The 14,867-nt window shown below is 64.0% G+C and carries 14 protein-coding genes; 8 read left to right on the top strand and 6 right to left on the bottom strand.

From position 1 onward, the window contains the following. Window positions 1–16 precede the first annotated feature (16 nt). The 7 genes from AQ12_RS13850 (at window position 17) to AQ12_RS22805 (ending at window position 9,914) form a co-directional block, all read left to right on the top strand. Window positions 17–1,759: an ABC transporter ATP-binding protein gene (locus AQ12_RS13850; protein WP_048440522.1), complete on the top strand. Its 1,743-nt coding sequence runs from the start codon at window positions 17–19 to the stop codon at window positions 1,757–1,759. Then, on the top strand, window positions 1,749–3,587 hold the full coding sequence (locus AQ12_RS13845; protein WP_082151593.1) for an ABC transporter ATP-binding protein: 1,839 nt from the start codon (window positions 1,749–1,751) through the stop codon (window positions 3,585–3,587). Before AQ12_RS13850 ends, AQ12_RS13845 begins: the two co-directional genes overlap by 11 nt. A 59-nt stretch (window positions 3,588–3,646) precedes the next feature. Beyond that, window positions 3,647–5,365: a hypothetical protein gene (locus AQ12_RS13840; protein ID WP_048440521.1), complete on the top strand. Its 1,719-nt coding sequence runs from the start codon at window positions 3,647–3,649 to the stop codon at window positions 5,363–5,365. A 154-nt stretch (window positions 5,366–5,519) separates the two neighbouring features. Continuing rightward, window positions 5,520–6,290, top strand: coding sequence for a head GIN domain-containing protein (locus tag AQ12_RS13835; RefSeq protein ID WP_053076731.1), 771 nt, complete (start codon window positions 5,520–5,522; stop codon window positions 6,288–6,290). A 199-nt stretch (window positions 6,291–6,489) separates the two neighbouring features. Continuing rightward, window positions 6,490–8,556, top strand: a complete 2,067-nt coding sequence (locus AQ12_RS13830; RefSeq protein WP_048440520.1) for a M3 family metallopeptidase — start codon at window positions 6,490–6,492, stop codon at window positions 8,554–8,556. Window positions 8,557–8,616: 60 nt separating this feature from the next. After that, on the top strand, window positions 8,617–9,159 hold the full coding sequence (locus AQ12_RS22185; protein WP_161799031.1) for a helix-turn-helix domain-containing protein: 543 nt from the start codon (window positions 8,617–8,619) through the stop codon (window positions 9,157–9,159). A gap of 26 nt (window positions 9,160–9,185) precedes the next feature. Further along, the gene (locus AQ12_RS22805; protein WP_202967506.1) at window positions 9,186–9,914 is read left to right on the top strand and encodes a nucleotidyl transferase AbiEii/AbiGii toxin family protein; all 729 of its coding nucleotides are present in this window, start codon (window positions 9,186–9,188) and stop codon (window positions 9,912–9,914) included. 63 nt (window positions 9,915–9,977) lie between these two features. On the opposite strand, the gene AQ12_RS13815 is transcribed toward AQ12_RS22805, so the two are convergent. The 4 genes from AQ12_RS13815 to AQ12_RS13800 all read right to left on the bottom strand — a co-directional run bounded on the left by AQ12_RS13815 (window position 9,978) and on the right by AQ12_RS13800 (window position 12,555). Further along, on the bottom strand, window positions 9,978–10,271 hold the full coding sequence (locus tag AQ12_RS13815) for a hypothetical protein (RefSeq protein WP_048440519.1): 294 nt from the start codon (window positions 10,269–10,271) through the stop codon (window positions 9,978–9,980). Between the two features lie 123 nt (window positions 10,272–10,394). Then, window positions 10,395–11,327, bottom strand: coding sequence for an N-acetylmuramic acid 6-phosphate etherase (gene murQ, locus AQ12_RS13810; protein WP_048440518.1), 933 nt, complete (start codon window positions 11,325–11,327; stop codon window positions 10,395–10,397). Between the two features lie 58 nt (window positions 11,328–11,385). Beyond that, window positions 11,386–11,823, bottom strand: a complete 438-nt coding sequence (locus AQ12_RS13805) for a DNA-binding transcriptional regulator (RefSeq protein ID WP_193387979.1) — start codon at window positions 11,821–11,823, stop codon at window positions 11,386–11,388. Window positions 11,824–11,850: 27 nt separating this feature from the next. Beyond that, the gene (locus tag AQ12_RS13800; RefSeq protein WP_048440590.1) at window positions 11,851–12,555 is read right to left on the bottom strand and encodes a glutathione binding-like protein; all 705 of its coding nucleotides are present in this window, start codon (window positions 12,553–12,555) and stop codon (window positions 11,851–11,853) included. 74 nt (window positions 12,556–12,629) lie between these two features. Here AQ12_RS13800 and AQ12_RS13795 point away from each other — a divergent pair, with 74 nt between their 5' ends. Further along, window positions 12,630–12,929, top strand: a complete 300-nt coding sequence (locus AQ12_RS13795) for a hypothetical protein (protein ID WP_048440516.1) — start codon at window positions 12,630–12,632, stop codon at window positions 12,927–12,929. 51 nt (window positions 12,930–12,980) lie between these two features. Here the strand turns inward: AQ12_RS13795 and AQ12_RS13790 are convergent, their stop codons facing one another. Both AQ12_RS13790 and AQ12_RS13785 read right to left on the bottom strand, forming a co-directional pair. Continuing rightward, window positions 12,981–13,910 (bottom strand): tripartite tricarboxylate transporter substrate binding protein, encoded by a 930-nt coding sequence (locus tag AQ12_RS13790; RefSeq protein ID WP_053076729.1) that lies wholly within the window; start codon window positions 13,908–13,910, stop codon window positions 12,981–12,983. Then, entirely contained in the window at window positions 13,910–14,818 is a 909-nt protein-coding gene (locus tag AQ12_RS13785; RefSeq protein ID WP_048440514.1) for a LysR family transcriptional regulator, read from the bottom strand. The genes AQ12_RS13790 and AQ12_RS13785 overlap by 1 nt, the downstream gene beginning before the upstream one ends. Window positions 14,819–14,867 lie beyond the last annotated feature (49 nt).

The following is a 14,867-nucleotide window of genomic DNA, read 5'->3' as shown; positions in this document are numbered from 1 at the left end:
TTGCAGCAGTACCCGCATGTCGCTCTACAGCCTGATCTGGCAGTTCCTGCGCCGCAACCGCGCCTCCTACGCCTGGGCCGGTGCGATGCTGGCTGCCATCGCCGTGCTGATCGTGTGGATTCCGCGGCAGATCGGCCATGTGGTCGACGGCCTGGTCGCCAACCGGTTGCAGGGCCCGCAGCTCGTGCAGGAACTGCTCTGGCTGCTGGCGGCGGGCGTTGTCGTTTACTTCATGCGTGCCGGATGGCGGCTCATGCTGTTTGCAGCGTCGATGCGGCTGGGCGTCGAACTGCGCCAGCGCCTCTATGCACGGCTCACGGTGCAGGGTCCGGCGTTCTTCCAGGGCAATCGCACCGGCAACCTGATGGCGCTGGGCACCAACGACATCGACGCGGTCGAGATGGCCGCCGGTGAAGCCATGCTCGCAGGCTTCGACGGCAGCCTCACGCTGGTACTGATCGTGGGAATGATGGCGCTGGGCGTTGACGGCCGGCTCGCATTTTTTGCGCTGCTTCCATTCCCCCTGATGGCGATCAGCTTCTGGTGGATCTCGCGCCATGTGCACGCGGCCTCACGCCTGTCGCTGGAGCGTTTCGGCGCGCTCAACGACCATGTGCAAGAGACCCTCTCAGGTGTGCGCACCGTGCGCGCGCTGGGCCTGCTGCAGCGCAGCGAAGCGCAGTTTTCCAAACTGGCCGGCGCTGCCGCCGATGCGAGTTTCGACGCGCAGCGATGGGAGGCCGGATACGAGCCCGCCGTCGGCTTCACGCTGGCGATTGCCACTGCGACCACGCTTGGCTACGGCGGATGGCTGGTGTGGCACAACCAGCTCACGATCGGCCAGCTCACCGCGTTCAGCCTGTACCTCGGACAACTGATCTGGCCCATGTTCGCTGCGGGCTGGGTGCTGTCGCTGTTCGAACGCGGCAAGGCCGCATGGGCGCGGCTGCAACCCGTGCTCGATGCACCGCTGACTGTCGACGACCACGGCACGGTTGCACAGCTCACACCGGGCACCATTGATGTGAGCGATGTCCGGTTCAGCTATCCAGGCCAGCCCAAGCCCGCGCTCGATGGCGTCTCGGTCCACCTGCAGCCCGGACGTACGCTGGGCCTGGTCGGACCCACCGGCGCAGGCAAGTCCACCTTGCTGCGCCTGCTGCTGCGGCACGATGCACCAGCAGCCGGACAGATCACCTGGAACGGCATATCGCTGCACGACTACACGCTGGACGCCTTGCGCGGTGCGAATGCGTGGGTGCCGCAAGAGCCCTTCCTGTTCTCCGCATCCGTTGCAGAGAACATCGCACTCGCCCGCCCCGATGCCACGCGCGCGCAGATCGAGGAAGCCGCCACGCTCGCAGCCGTGCACGAAGACATCCAGCGCCTGCCCCGTGGCTACGACACCCCCGTCGGCGAGCGCGGCGTCACGCTGTCGGGCGGGCAGCGCCAGCGCGTGGCCATCGCACGCGCACTGCTCACGAACGCGCCCTTGCTGCTGCTGGACGACGCGCTGTCGGCCGTCGATACCGACACCGAATCGCGCATCCTCGCGCATCTGCGTCAGGCGCGCGTGGGCCGCACCGTCATCATCGTGAGTCACCGCCTGTCGACCGTCGCCGATGCAGATGAGACCCTGGTGCTGCAGGGCGGCCATGTCACCGAACATGGCAACCACGCCGCGCTGGTCGCTGGCAACAGCTGGTACGCGCGCCAGTGGCGCTACCAGCAACTGGAGGCAAGCCTCGATGCCAGTTGAATCGCCTGCAACGACATCGCTGCCCGCCGAGCCGAAGGCGCGCCGCGCGCTGGTGAGCGACGCCGCAAACCTGCTGCTGCGCTCGGCCGCGCCGGAGAAATCGCACGTCATCTGGGGCACCTTCTGGCTCACGATTGCGGCGCTGCTCGAAGCCTTCGGCCCGCTCGCAGGCAAGTACCTGATCGACAACTACCTGCTGCCACGCAACGCCCAGGTTCCGCAGATCGTGGCGCTGATCGCAGGCGCACTCGTTGCAGGCATGGCGGCCAGCTGGATTCGCTACCTGCAACTGTCTCGCTTGGCGGGTTTGGCGATGCGGTCGGTGCGGCGCATCCGCGAGAGCGTGTACGGCCACGTGCTTCGCCTGCCCATGAGCTTCTTCGATCGCGCCATCACCGGGCAGCTGGTCAGCCGCGTCACCAACGACACCGAAGCCGTCAAGACGCTGTATGTGCAGGTGCTGTTTGTCATGCTTGACAGCGTGATCGTGCTGCTGGGCGCGATGGCGGCCATGCTGTGGCTCGACTGGCGACTGATGCTGATCGTGGCCACGCTCGGGCCGGTGGTGGTCCTGATCGTGCTGCTGTACCAGCGCATCTCGGCGCCTGCGGTGACGCGCACCCGCGAGCTGCGCAGCGAACTCAATGCGCAGATGGCCGAATCCATCGCGGGGATGCCGGTGCTGCAGGCGGCCAATGCAGCGGGCCGGTTCGACCAGCGGTTCGGTGCGCTCAATCAATCGCACTACCAGTCGCGCCAGCAAGAGCTCAAGGCCAACGCCTGGCTGCTGCGGCCGGTGCTCGACTTCATGAACGTGCTGCTGGTGTGCGTGGTGGTGTACGTGTTCGGCTCGCGCACCGAGGGTGTGGCGCTGACTGCGCTGGAAGTCGGCGTGCTGTACGCGTTCATCAACTACATCGGTCGCGTGGTCGAGCCCCTCATCCAGATCACGATGCAGTTCGCGCAGCTGACGCAGGCCATGGTAGGCGCCGCGCGTGTGAACGTGCTGCTGAAAGAAGCCGAGGCACCGGTTGCCGACGACCTCGGTCAGGTGACGGACGGCGGCATACAGATCGACCAGCTCGACTTTGAATACCTTGCCGGGCGTCCGGTGTTGCACGACATCAACCTGCACATCGCACCGGGCAGCTTCTACGGCATCGTGGGGCACACCGGCAGCGGCAAGAGCACGTTGCTGTCGCTGTTGCTGCGCTTCTATCCGGCGCGGCCCGGCAGTATTCGCATCGACGGAACGGCGGTCGATTCGATTGGCGAAGATCACTTTCGGGACCGTGTGGGACTGGTGCCGCAAGAGCCCTTTCTGCTGGCAGCAACTGCGCGCGAGAACATCACGATGGGCCGCACGCTGACGGACGAACAGGTCGAGAAGGCCGCGCGCGCTGCGCACGCCCACGACTTCATCGTGTCGCTCGAAGGCGGCTACAACACGCCGCTGGGTGAAGGCGGCGCACGCCTTTCCGTGGGGCAAAAGCAGCTGCTGGCGATTGCACGCGCACTGGCGGGCGAACCGCGCATCCTGTTCCTGGACGAGGCCACCTCGCACATCGACTCGGAGACCGAGCAGGTGGTGCAGCGCGCGCTGTCGGCCTTGCGCGGCAAGGTCACCATCGTTGCCATCGCGCACCGGCTGTCCACGGTGCGTGACGCCGACCGCATCATCGTCCTGAACCACGGCCGCATCGCCGAAAGCGGCACGCATAGCGACCTGATGACCATAGCCAACGGCTTGTACCAGCGGCTGTACCTGCTGCAGCAGCTGGAGACCGAGGAAGAACTCCCGATCGAGCCGTCCACTCGCCCGGGTTGAGCCCTCACCCGTTCGCCCTGAGCTTGTCGAAGGGCCCGCCCCGCGCCACAATGCCCCGGATGCGCCCACCTCCATCACTCCTGCGCAATGCCACGGTACCGGCGGCCGTGGTGCTGCTGGTTGCCTGCGCAGCCGTGATGCCACCCTTGCAGCTGGACGTCGCCGCCAAAGCCCCCAGGCTCACCGGCTACGGCGAATCCGCCATCCCCATCACCACGATATCGCCGCAGGCGCGCGATCTCTTCAACGATGGCGTGCTGCAGGCCTATGCCTTCAACGAAGTCGAAGCCGTCCGCATCTTCAAGGCGGCGCTCGCCAGGGACCCCGCCTGTGCGATGTGTGCCTGGGGCGTCGCGTGGCAGCTCGGCCCCAACATCAATGACCCCAGCCGGGACAACACGGCCGAAGCAGTCAAGTACGTCGATCACGCGCTGCGCAACCTTGCCAGCGCAACACCCAGGGAGCAGGCGCTGATCGCCTCGCTCGCATTGCGTTACGCGCACACCAGCACCGCCCGTGAGACGGCCCCCCTCGTCGCCGTGTGCGGCAAGAAAAACGAAGACGGCGATTCGATCCACCCGCTGGACGTGGCCTATGCCGAACGCATGCGCCAACTCGCGCAGCAGTACCCGTCAGACCCCGACATCCTCTCGCTCTATGCAGAGGCCGAGATGATCGCAACCGAAGAATCGATCATCTGGAGCAAGGACGGCAAGCCCGCAGGCCGCATCGGCGAAGTCGCAAGCCGGCTGGAAAAGCTGATAGCGGCCAGCCCTGCGATGGCCCGGCACGTCGGCCTGACGCACTACCTTGTGCATGCGGTGGATGCGCCCTCGGTTGCGGCGCGCGGCGCAGCGGCAGCCGACCAACTCGGCAAGCTGGCGCCGATGTCGCCGCACCTGGTGCACATGCCCTCTCACATCTACGTGCACCTGGGTCGCTTCGCGCAGGCCGCCTCGGTGAACGAGAAAGCCGTTGCCAACGACGTGGCGTTCGCACAGACGGTGACGCAGCAGGGGTTCAGTGTCAGCAAGGACTGGCGCGGGCACAACCAGCACTTCCTCTGGTACGCCGCCGTCATGGCCGGCCGCGAGGACCTGGCACTCGCGACAGCCGACGACATGGCCAAGCGCTTTGCGACGAACCAGGGCGCGTTCTTTGAGTTCGTTCGCAGCATGCGCATCATCACGCTGGTGCGCATGGAGCGCTGGGATCAATTGCTCAAGGAGCCACTACCCACAGGCGACCGGGGCGTCGGCCAGGCCTGGTACGAATACGGACGTGGCATGGCGCAGGCGCGATTGGGGCGCACTGCCGACGCGCAGGCGTCACTCGCACGGCTGCAGGCTGCGGCTGCCGGCACGCGCACCCGGTTCACAGCAGACAACGGCCCGCAACGCACCGCGCGCGCGTTGGTCAATGCGCCAGAAGCCGGGCTGAAAGCCGAACTGGCTTTTGTGCGCGGACAAGCGGACGAGGCGATGAAATTCCAGGCGGAGATGATCGAAGCGACTTCAAAGATCGACGCACGCGAACCACCGATGCTGGCCGATGGCACGCGATTGACACTGGGGCAATTGCAGGCTCGCGCGGCGCGTTGGCCGGATGCGGAAGCGACCTACCGGCAGGCATTGGCCGATCACCCCGGCAGCGGATGGGCGCTGCGCGGCTTGCTGCAGGCGCTACGCGCGCAGGGCAAACAGGCCGAGGCGGAGAAGGTGAAGGCGGAGCTGGATCGGCAGTGGGGCGCGGCGAGCGGACATTTGCGGGGGATCTGACCCGCTGTTGAGCCGCCGCTTGACCGACGGCCAGCCGGCCCGGCTGCGGCCTGTCGCACGATTGCCCCGGTTCGTCGCATGACGGATGCGCCCCGTCCCTGCGATCCCTAAAGTCCCGTCCATCACAACGACCGCACCGGACAAGGACCACGCCATGCACAGCTACTCGCAACCCCGCACCCACCACCTCTTCGCGTTCGCAGTCGCCCTCGCCATGAGCCTGGGCTCGGTATCGGTCTTTGCCGGATCGTGGTTTGGCGGCGAGACTGTCAAGGGCAACGGCGTCGTCAAGAAGCAGGAGCGCAACGTCGGCGCATTCAAGGGCGTTGAACTCTCGATGGTGGCCGACGTGGAAGTGCGCATGGGCGCCGTCGATGGCGTGAGCATCGAGGCCGACGAAAACCTGTTGCCGCTCATTGAATCGAGCGTCACGAACGGCACGCTCAGGCTCAAGCCGGTGCGCAAGAATCTGCGGCTCGATGGCCGCACGCTCAGGATCGTCGTCACCGCAAAAGAGATCCAGCAGCTGGGCGTCTCGGGCGCGGGCAACATCACCGGCTCTGGCCTCAAATCGCCGAAGCTCGAACTGGAAATCGCAGGCTCGGGCACCATAGCCGTGAAGCAGGTCCAGACCGACGCACTCGAAGCATCCATCGGTGGCAGCGGCACCATCAAGGTCGGCGGCACGACTCGCAAGTTCACAGCCGAGATCGCAGGCTCAGGCGACATCGAAGCGCAGCAACTCAAGGCGGAAGAAGCCCAGGTCAGCATCGCGGGTTCAGGCGATGCGAGCCTGTGGCCGGTGTCGTCGTTGAAAGCATCGATTGCCGGCTCAGGCGATGTCACGTATTACGGCGACCCGAAGATGAGCAGCAGCGTTGCAGGCTCGGGCAGCATCAAGCGCCTGGGTGCAACGCCGCGATAATCGTTTGTCATGCCGGACCCTTCGACAAGCTCAGGAAAGCCTGGATCCGGCATCCACTGCGAAGCGGACGCGGCGCCCGTTCAACGATGGATTGCGGATCAAGTCCGCAATGACAGCCTCCCCCAGAATGTCATGCCGGACTCGATCCGGCATCCACCGCGAAGCGGCGACTGCTGACAGCCAAACACTGCGAGGTCACATGAGTTCCACCCCAGCCACCATCCCAAACACCAACCCCCTCCTCCAACCCTGGACCTCCCCCTACGGCCTGCCGCCGTTCGATGCAGTCAAACCCGAACATTTCGAGCCCGCACTCACCCATGCGATGCGCGAACACATGGCTGAGCTCGATGCCATCGCGGCCAACAATGCGCCCGCCGATTTCGACAACACGCTCGCCGCGTTCGATCGCAGCGGTCGTTTGCTCAACCGGGTGCAGGGGCTTTTTCGCAACCTGTGTTCATCGCTGACTTCGCCTGAACTGCAAGCCGTGCAGCGCGAGATGGCAGGGCCGCTCGCAGCGCATGAGAGCGCAGTGTTCATGCACACGCCGCTCTTCAAACGCGTGCTGGCGGTGTACGAAGTTCGCCAGCGGCTGGGCCTCACGCCCGAGCAGCTCCGGCTTCTTGAACGGGTCCACCTCGACTTTGTCCGCGCCGGTGCCATGCTCGCTGCCGCTGCGCAGGAGCGATACGCGCAAGTCATGCAAGAGCTCGCCAAAGTGAACACGGCCTTCGCGCAGAACGTGCTGCATGACGAAACCAGCTGGCAGCTCGAACTGCACAGTGAAGCCGACATGGCGGGCCTGCCGGACTTCGTGAAGGACGCTGCGCGCGCAGCAGCCAAAGACCGCAAGCTGTCGTGCGAAGGCGCGATCACGCTGTCACGCTCATCCATCCTGCCGTTCCTCACCTTCTCGCAGCGCCGTGACTTGCGCGAGCAGGCGTTCAAGGCCTGGACCACGCGCGGTGAGCATGCAGGCGAACACGACAACCGCGGGCTCATCGCGCACATCCTCCAGCTGCGGCGCGAACAGGCGAAGCTGCACGGCTATGCGACCTTCGCCGACTACGCGCTGGTCGACCGCATGGCACGCGAACCCGCCGCGGTGAGCAAACTGCTGGACAACGTATGGGAGCGCGCCAAGCCGGTGGTCGAACGCGAACGCGACATGCTCTTGTCCGTGCAAAGCGACAGCGGCGGCGAGGGACCGATCGAAGCATGGGACTGGCGCTTCTGGGCCGAGAAAGTTCGCCAGCGCGACTATGCAATCGACGACGCCGAGGTCAAGCCCTACTTCGCGCTCGAACGGATGGTGCAGGCCGCGTTCGACTGCGCGCAAAAACTGTTTGGCGTGACATTCACCGCGCGTCCCGATCTGCAAACCTACCACCCGGATGTGCTCGCCTACGAAGTACACGATGCGCAAGGCGAACAGGTGGGCCTGTTCCTGCAGGACAACTTCGCGCGTGCCGGCAAACGCAGCGGCGCCTGGATGAGCGGCCTGGCCTGGCAAAACCGCAATGGCGGCGTCACGCGACCCATCATCCTGAACAACAACAACTTTGCGAAGGGTGCGCCGACGCTGTTGTCGTTTGACGATGTGCGCACGCTCTTTCACGAGTTCGGACACGGCCTGCACGGCTTGCTGTCGAACGTGACCTATGAGCAGCTCACCGGCACCTCGGTGCTGCGCGATTTTGTCGAGCTGCCATCGCAACTGTTCGAGCACTGGACCACCGAGCCGGAGGTGCTGCGCAAGCACGCACGTCATGTGGATACCGGCGAGCCAATTGCCGAATCGCTCATCCACAAGCTGCAGGCTGCGCGAAAGTTCGGGCAGGGCTACGAGACGGTGCGCTATACATCGAGCGCGCTGCTCGACATGGCCGCGCACAGCCATCCCGACCCGGAGAGCGTGACCGACTGGGTCGCATTCGAGGCCGACATCCTGCGCGGCCTGGGCATGCCGCAAGCCGTGCACCCGATGCACCGCCTCGTGCACTTCCAGCACCTGTTCAACAGTGACGGCTATGCCGCTGGTTATTACGTGTACCTGTGGGCCGAAGTGCTCGACGCCGATGCATTCGGCGCATTCCGCGAAGCAGGCAACGTGTTCGATCCGGTGGTTGCTGAGCGGCTCAAGCGCTGCATCTATTCATCAGGCAACAGCGTGGAGCCGGGCCAGGCATTCGAAGCGTTCCGGGGCCGCCCGCCGAGGATAGAGCCGCTGCTGGAAAAGCGGGGGTTGGCTGAGCCGGCTTGAATGAGGCCCCGGCCATAGTCAGTTGCGATGTGAAGAAGTGAGAAGTAAACTTCACATATCGTGAAAAGCTCGACCGGCTTAGCCAGGACATCAGACCCCATCATTGCAACGCTCGTCAGGCGTCGCAAGGAGGTGGGCTTGCCCCAGCAGGTCGTCGCCGAGCGCGCCGGTATCAGTCGTCGGGCGCTGGTCAGCATTGAGGGCGGGAACGACTGCACATTGAGCACCTTGAGGGCACTGTGTGGCGCGTTGGGTGTGACTCTTCAGACATCCGTCCGGGATGGTGCGAGCCACCCCGTTCCAGCACCCAGCTTCCGCTCGGCGGCCGAGATGTCCACTTACCAGGAAGACCGTGAACTGGCTGAAGCGATGCACGTGCAGTCCATGAGTCCGGCTGAGTTATCCAATTGGCTGGCGACGGGTTGGGACCGGTTGCAGAAGCAGGCCGACGCACTTTATGCAGAGGTAGACCGCCCGGCGACCCACTCGTCACGCCACTTCCGGACTATCGCGGATAAGAATCGCTTTGACGAAGATCAGGAACTGCAATTTGCTGTTGCAGTCGCCATGCGGAATCATCCGGCCCGGCCGACACACCAATGACTCGACGAAATCCCACGCACGACGATGTGGCATTGCTCGCCCAGGCGCTGGCTGAACACGGCGTCGAGTACGTGTTGATAGGTGGCACCGCGATGGCGCTACACGGCTTTCCGCGGATGACCAAAGACATTGATCTGTTTCTTCCCGTCGATGCCGACAACAACAGGCGCCTGCTGGCAGCGCTCCAAGCCATTCCGAATAGCAGCGCAGCGATCGCATCGCTGCGGCCGGAATTCATGGATCAAGGGTACTCAACTGCCTTTGAAGGTGATATCGCTATCGACCTTCTCTACGTCGCTGCCTCGAAAGTGTTCGACGATTTGCGTGCGCATATCAAGCATGTTCAGTTCAATGGCGTCGTCGTGTCCACGCTGGATATCGACGGGATGCTGATCTCCAAGCAGACCTCGCGCGAGACGGATGTGCCCGATCGCCTCAAGCTCGAGCGCCTGAGAAGCGCGCTGTTCGAGGCAGAAAAACAAAGGCGAATTGCGAACCTGCCGGACCTTGTGCTGCACAAATCACCGTCAGTCAGGCTCTTTGCCCGAATCGCCTTTGCCTCAATGAACTCGGCCGACCCGAGCAGGGTCAACTGGAAGGAAGTCGAAGCTCGCGTAGTTGATGCAGCGATGACCGAGCCGGGCATGACGCATGCTGAGGTCGCAAATGCTCTGTGCGACCTCAGCCCCGGTGCTGTATTCCCAAGTCGTCAGGCAGCCATTCGAAAGGCCGCCGCACTGGCCTCTCGCAAATAGGGCGCGCATCACACGAAAAACGGCCCGCAGAGCGGGCCGTTGGTCATTTCACCTGAAGCGAAATCAGGCCTTCTTCTTCGCAGCCTTGATGTCGGCTTCAGCCTTTTCGTGGGTTGCCTTGGCCTGGGCCTTGCAGGCCTTTTCTTCAGCACCCTTCATGGGCTTGCAGGCCTTCTTGGCGGCCTTGTACTCAGCGTCAACCTTCTTGTCGGCGGCCTTGGCTTCTGCCTTGGTCATCGATGCTGCCATCGGGGCCGAAGCGCCAGCCATCGGGGCGCCAGCGTGGGCGGCAGCGAAAGCGGTGCCCGACAGGCCGAAAGCGAGGGCTGCGGAAATAGCGAGGAGCGTCTTGTTCATGGTGTGTTGTTCCTTGGGTTGGCGTAAGCCGGAGAGTCGGCTACTTGAACAACGGATTGGAGCATCGGCGGGGTGTAGGACAAGGCCGCTACATAGCCCGCAAGAGCGTCAAATTGTCAACGCTCACAGATCGCCGACAAGCTCAGCAATCGCGCCACCGACTTCATCGAGCCGCAGTCGGGCCTGCTGGGCGTCCAGCGAAAGCCGGGACATCACGATCGCCGTCTTCACATGGCCGCCCGCTGCATGAAGCAGTGATCTGGCATCGGGCCGGGTCACGCCAAGCGTCGTCATCAGGATGCGCTCGCCCCTGTCCTGCAACTTGTCGCAGGTCACCTGCAAATCAACCATCAGGTTGCCGAACACCTTGCCGGTTCTCACCATCGCTGTGGTGCTGATGGTGTTGAGCACGAGCTTGGTCGCCGTGCCCGCCTTCATGCGGGTTGATCCCGTGATGACCTCGGGGCCCACCAGCGGCGCGATGATCACGTCATAGGATTTCGTCAACGCATGCCGGGGGTAGGAGCACAGCAAAAAACCGGTCTTCGCCCCCAGTTCGCCTGCCCGACGCAAGGCGCCGTGAACAAAGGGCGTTGTCCCCGATGCCGCGATCCCGAGCACGAAATCGTTGGCGCCCACCTGTTTGTCATCCATCGCAGCTGCGCCGTCTTCCGGGCGATCTTCCGCGCCCTCGCGGGCCTTGAGAAGCGCCTCGAAACCACCAGCCATCACGCCCTGGATCAGGTCGGCATCGACGCCGTAGGTCGGCGGCATCTCGGAGGCATCCAGCACGCCCAGGCGACCCGAGGTGCCTGCCCCCACGTAGATCAGGCGGCCCCCGGCACGAAAGCATGCGACCACCATGTCGATGGCGCGGGCGATCGGTTCGCGCTCCTGCGCGACAGCGTCGGCGACCCCGGCGTCTTCCGCATTGATCAGGTCCACGATCTCCAGCGTGGAGAGCTGGTCGATGTCGACGGTGCGCGGGTTCTGCTGTTCAGTCAGGCGCGTGTCGAGATGCTCGTCGCCGGGCGATGGGGCTACTGGAATCGACATGAGTTGATGGTGCAAGATCCGCACCACAGCACTTGTAGGACGCCTGCGTTTGTAGCGATCAGCCGGGGAGCGATTCGAGCTTCGCGCTGGCTTCGCGCTTGCCCATGGTGCGCAGTGCCGAGATGGCTTGCAGGTGCTTGGCGCGGGGCCTTGCCTTGCCCTGCTCCCACTTGTAGACCGACTGGCCCGATGCGCCCACCAGCGCGCCGCAAGCCGCAGCCGACAGGCCCAGGCGCTTGCGCTGCTCGGCAAAACCCTTGGCGCTGAAGCGAAGCTTTCGCTCGCCCGCCTCGTCGGCCTGCGCGGGTGCGCTCTTGCCCGAGCCCCGCTTGACCTGCCGCAGCTGCTGCTCCAGGGTCTTGATATGACGCTTGAGCGCAGCGATATCGGTGCGGTACTGGCTCACCGCTTTTTTCATGCCCTCGGTCTGCGCGCGGACTTCCTTGCGCGCCACTCGGGAGATTTCGCTTTTGAGGAGGGATGCAATATTTGGCATGGATGCTATTGTGCACGGATGAGCTGACTACCCGCGCGGTGGAATTTCAAGGCCGCGTTTCACTGCGGGACGCGCTGCAAATGTCTCCAGCACGCGAGTGACTTCGGGGTACTCGCCCATCCGGATAAGGTCTCCGGCATCGTAGAAGCCGATCAGGTTCCTGATCCATGGAAACGTCGCTATATCAACGATGCTGTATTGGCTGCCCATGATCCATGCGCGGCCTTTCAGGCGCGTATTCAGTACGCCCAGCAGCCGCCGGGTCTCATCGACATAACGATCGCGCGGACGCTTGTCTTCGAAATCCTTGCCGGCAAATTTATGAAAGAAGCCGAGCTGTCCGAACATGGGGCCAACGCTGCCCATCTGGAACATCAGCCACTGGAGCGTCTCGTAGCGACCGGCTGCATCGTGGGCCATCAGCTGGCCTGTCTTTTCGGCGAGGTAGAAAAGAATCGCGCCAGATTCAAAAAGTGCGATCGGCTTTCCACCCGGACCACTCGGATCGAGGATGGCCGGAATCTTGCCGTTGGGATTGAGCGACTCGAACTCGCTGGACTTCTGGTCGGTGCTCGTAAACGCCACGAGGTGCGCCTCGTACGGCAAGCCGACCTCCTCCAGCATGATCGAGACTTTCACGCCATTGGGCGTGGGCAGCGAATAGAGCTGGAGCCGATCAGGGTGCTGCGCGGGCCATTTGCGGGTGATGGGGAAATCGGACAGTGCGGTCATGACGGGGCTTTCGGCTTGAATCAGCGGTGCGACAAGTGCTTGTGCGATCATGCCCTGACGAACAGCAAGCTGCCATGACCTACCAAATCACCCTCTACGAGGCCGATGTTTCACCTGAGCAATTGCGCAGCGCCGAGCAGCGTTTTCGCAACGCGCTGGAAGAAGTGTTGGGCTGCGCAGAAATGGTGATGCCGGTGTACCAGGCCTATCAGCGGCTGATCGGTGCCTACGGCGAATCGCCCGACATCGACAACCTGACTGAAGCCGAGCGGATGATCCTGGACCAATGGCAGGCTGCCGAGCTTGCCGCTGTCACCGCCGCGTTCGGACCCAACCGGTACATGGGCGATGCGATGTACGAATTGAAGGCCTAGGCGCTACGCCGATCATTTGCGTGCATCACCTGCTCGCATCACCTGCGCACATCACTTGCGCATCGCGGCAACCAGCCGCGCGTTCACTTCGGACTGCTGCGCGATCTCGCGCGCGAACTCGGCAGCGCTTCCGGTTGCCGGCATGTTGCCGCCGTCTGCCAGCATCTTTCGAAAGTCCGACTGCGCAAGTACCTGCGCGCATGCCGCATTGAGTTTGTCGACAACCGCAGCGGGCGTCGCTGGCGGCGCGAACAAACCAAACAATGAACTGAGGTTCGCAGCAGGGCAGCCCAGTTCCGCAAAAGTCGGCAAGCCCGGAAGCGTCGGTGATCGTGTGGGTGCACCGAGTGCGAGTGCTGCAAGACGCGCATTTTTCACATAGTCGATCTGCAGTGGCGCGAGGTTGCTCGACAGCAGCTCGAACCGTCCGGCCAGCGCATCCTGCAACTGTGGCGCACCGCCCGAGTACGGCACATGAACGATGTTGAGCTTGAACTCCAGGCGCACCTGCTCCAGCGCGAGGTGCCCGATGGTGCCCACGCCCGAAGTCGCCCATCGCACTCCGTTCGAGCTCGCGCGGGCCTCACGCAACATGTCGGGGAACGTCGACGCATTGAGCCCCGGTGTGCCCAGCACCAGCAGCGGCGTATGCATGACACCGCTCACCGGTGCCACGCGCGGCAGGGGACTGCCAAAGTACGGAGACAGGGCGAGCGGGCTGATCGCGCAAAAGCCCAGCGTGCGTCCGTCGGGGTTGGCCTGCGCCAGTGAGGTGAGCGCCAGGCTGCCTCCCGCGCCGGGCCGGTTCTCGACAATGATCGTTTCCTTCAGCAGCGTCCCCAGGCGCTGCGCGAACACACGCGCAACCGAATCGCTCACACCACCCGGCGGATAGGCAACGACGATGCGCATCGCCTGCTGTGCGAAGACGCCGCTGGCCATCGAGCCACCCGCCATCGCCAGAAGATCGCGCCTGCGCATCACGCAGCCGCTTTCGGAACTGACTGGCGCACCAGTTCGACGAACGAGCGCAGCGCTCCCTTGCATTCGGATTCGCGAAACGCCAGCGTGAGTGGTGCATCCAGCGACGAAGCGTTCTTCAGCGGCCTGTACTCCACCGAATCGGCATGCACGCCCTGCATCGATGCAGGAACCACCGTGACGCCCTCGCCTGCAGCGACCAGGCTGAGGGCGGTCGTCATGCGACCGACTTCATGCGCGATCGGCGGCGAGAAACCCTGCTTCTCGCACAGGGCCAGCACGTTGGCATAAAGCCCTGGCGCGCCGGTCTGGCGAACCAGGATGAATCGCTCACCGCGTAATTCGCGCAGCGCGAGCGGCCTGGGCTTGCCGCCCAGCAAGGCATGACCCGTCGGCAGTGCCACCAGCACCGATTCGCGCAGCAAGGTCTCGAACACCATGCCCGCAGGCCGCGCCACCGGCACACGCAGGAACGCACAGTGCAGCTTGCCCGCAGCGACAGATTCGGTCAGGCCTGCAGCGTGGTCCTCACCGACCTGCATCGCGATGCCGGGATACGCCTTGCGGCATTCGCGCAGCACCTTGGGGGTGAATGCGTGCGCCGCTGCCGAACTGGTGAACCCGATGCCCAACACGCCGGCGTGACCTGAGGCCAACGCACGCATGCGGGTTTGCATCGCCTGCGCCTCGCCGAGCAGGCGGCGGCTATCGACGAGCAACAACTCGCCGCTTTCGGTCAGCGTGACGCCCTTGGGGTGACGAAGAAAAAGAGTCGTGCCCAGTGTTTCTTCGAGCGCGCGGATCTGCTGGCTCAGGGGCGGCTGCTGCATGCCCAGACGCACGGCAGCTTTCGTGATGTGACCCGTCTCGGCGACGGCCACGAAATAGCGCAGGTGTTTCAGGTCCAAAACAGCATATCCAATTCGTCTGCACAGGGGTCATTAATTCTATTTGCTC

The organism is Caenimonas sp. SL110, assembly GCF_001044395.1.
In the GTDB taxonomy this organism is placed as follows: Bacteria; Pseudomonadota; Gammaproteobacteria; order Burkholderiales; family Burkholderiaceae_C; genus Ramlibacter.
This window is presented reverse-complemented; position numbering and strand designations above follow the sequence as displayed.

What these genes read in the sequence shown, in the direction of transcription:
- AQ12_RS13850 (WP_048440522.1), top strand. Translation starts at nt 17, where the DNA reads ATGTCGCTCTACAGCCTGATCTGGCAGTTCCTGCGCCGCAACCGCGCC.
- AQ12_RS13845 (WP_082151593.1), top strand. Translation starts at nt 1,749, where the DNA reads ATGCCAGTTGAATCGCCTGCAACGACATCGCTGCCCGCCGAGCCGAAG.
- AQ12_RS13840 (WP_048440521.1), top strand. Translation starts at nt 3,647, where the DNA reads ATGCGCCCACCTCCATCACTCCTGCGCAATGCCACGGTACCGGCGGCC.
- AQ12_RS13835 (WP_053076731.1), top strand. Translation starts at nt 5,520, where the DNA reads ATGCACAGCTACTCGCAACCCCGCACCCACCACCTCTTCGCGTTCGCA.
- AQ12_RS13830 (WP_048440520.1), top strand. Translation starts at nt 6,490, where the DNA reads ATGAGTTCCACCCCAGCCACCATCCCAAACACCAACCCCCTCCTCCAA.
- AQ12_RS13815 (WP_048440519.1), bottom strand. Translation starts at nt 10,271, where the DNA reads ATGAACAAGACGCTCCTCGCTATTTCCGCAGCCCTCGCTTTCGGCCTG.
- murQ (WP_048440518.1), bottom strand. Translation starts at nt 11,327, where the DNA reads ATGTCGATTCCAGTAGCCCCATCGCCCGGCGACGAGCATCTCGACACG.
- AQ12_RS13805 (WP_193387979.1), bottom strand. Translation starts at nt 11,823, where the DNA reads ATGCCAAATATTGCATCCCTCCTCAAAAGCGAAATCTCCCGAGTGGCG.
- AQ12_RS13800 (WP_048440590.1), bottom strand. Translation starts at nt 12,555, where the DNA reads ATGACCGCACTGTCCGATTTCCCCATCACCCGCAAATGGCCCGCGCAG.
- AQ12_RS13795 (WP_048440516.1), top strand. Translation starts at nt 12,630, where the DNA reads ATGACCTACCAAATCACCCTCTACGAGGCCGATGTTTCACCTGAGCAA.
- AQ12_RS13790 (WP_053076729.1), bottom strand. Translation starts at nt 13,910, where the DNA reads ATGCGCAGGCGCGATCTTCTGGCGATGGCGGGTGGCTCGATGGCCAGC.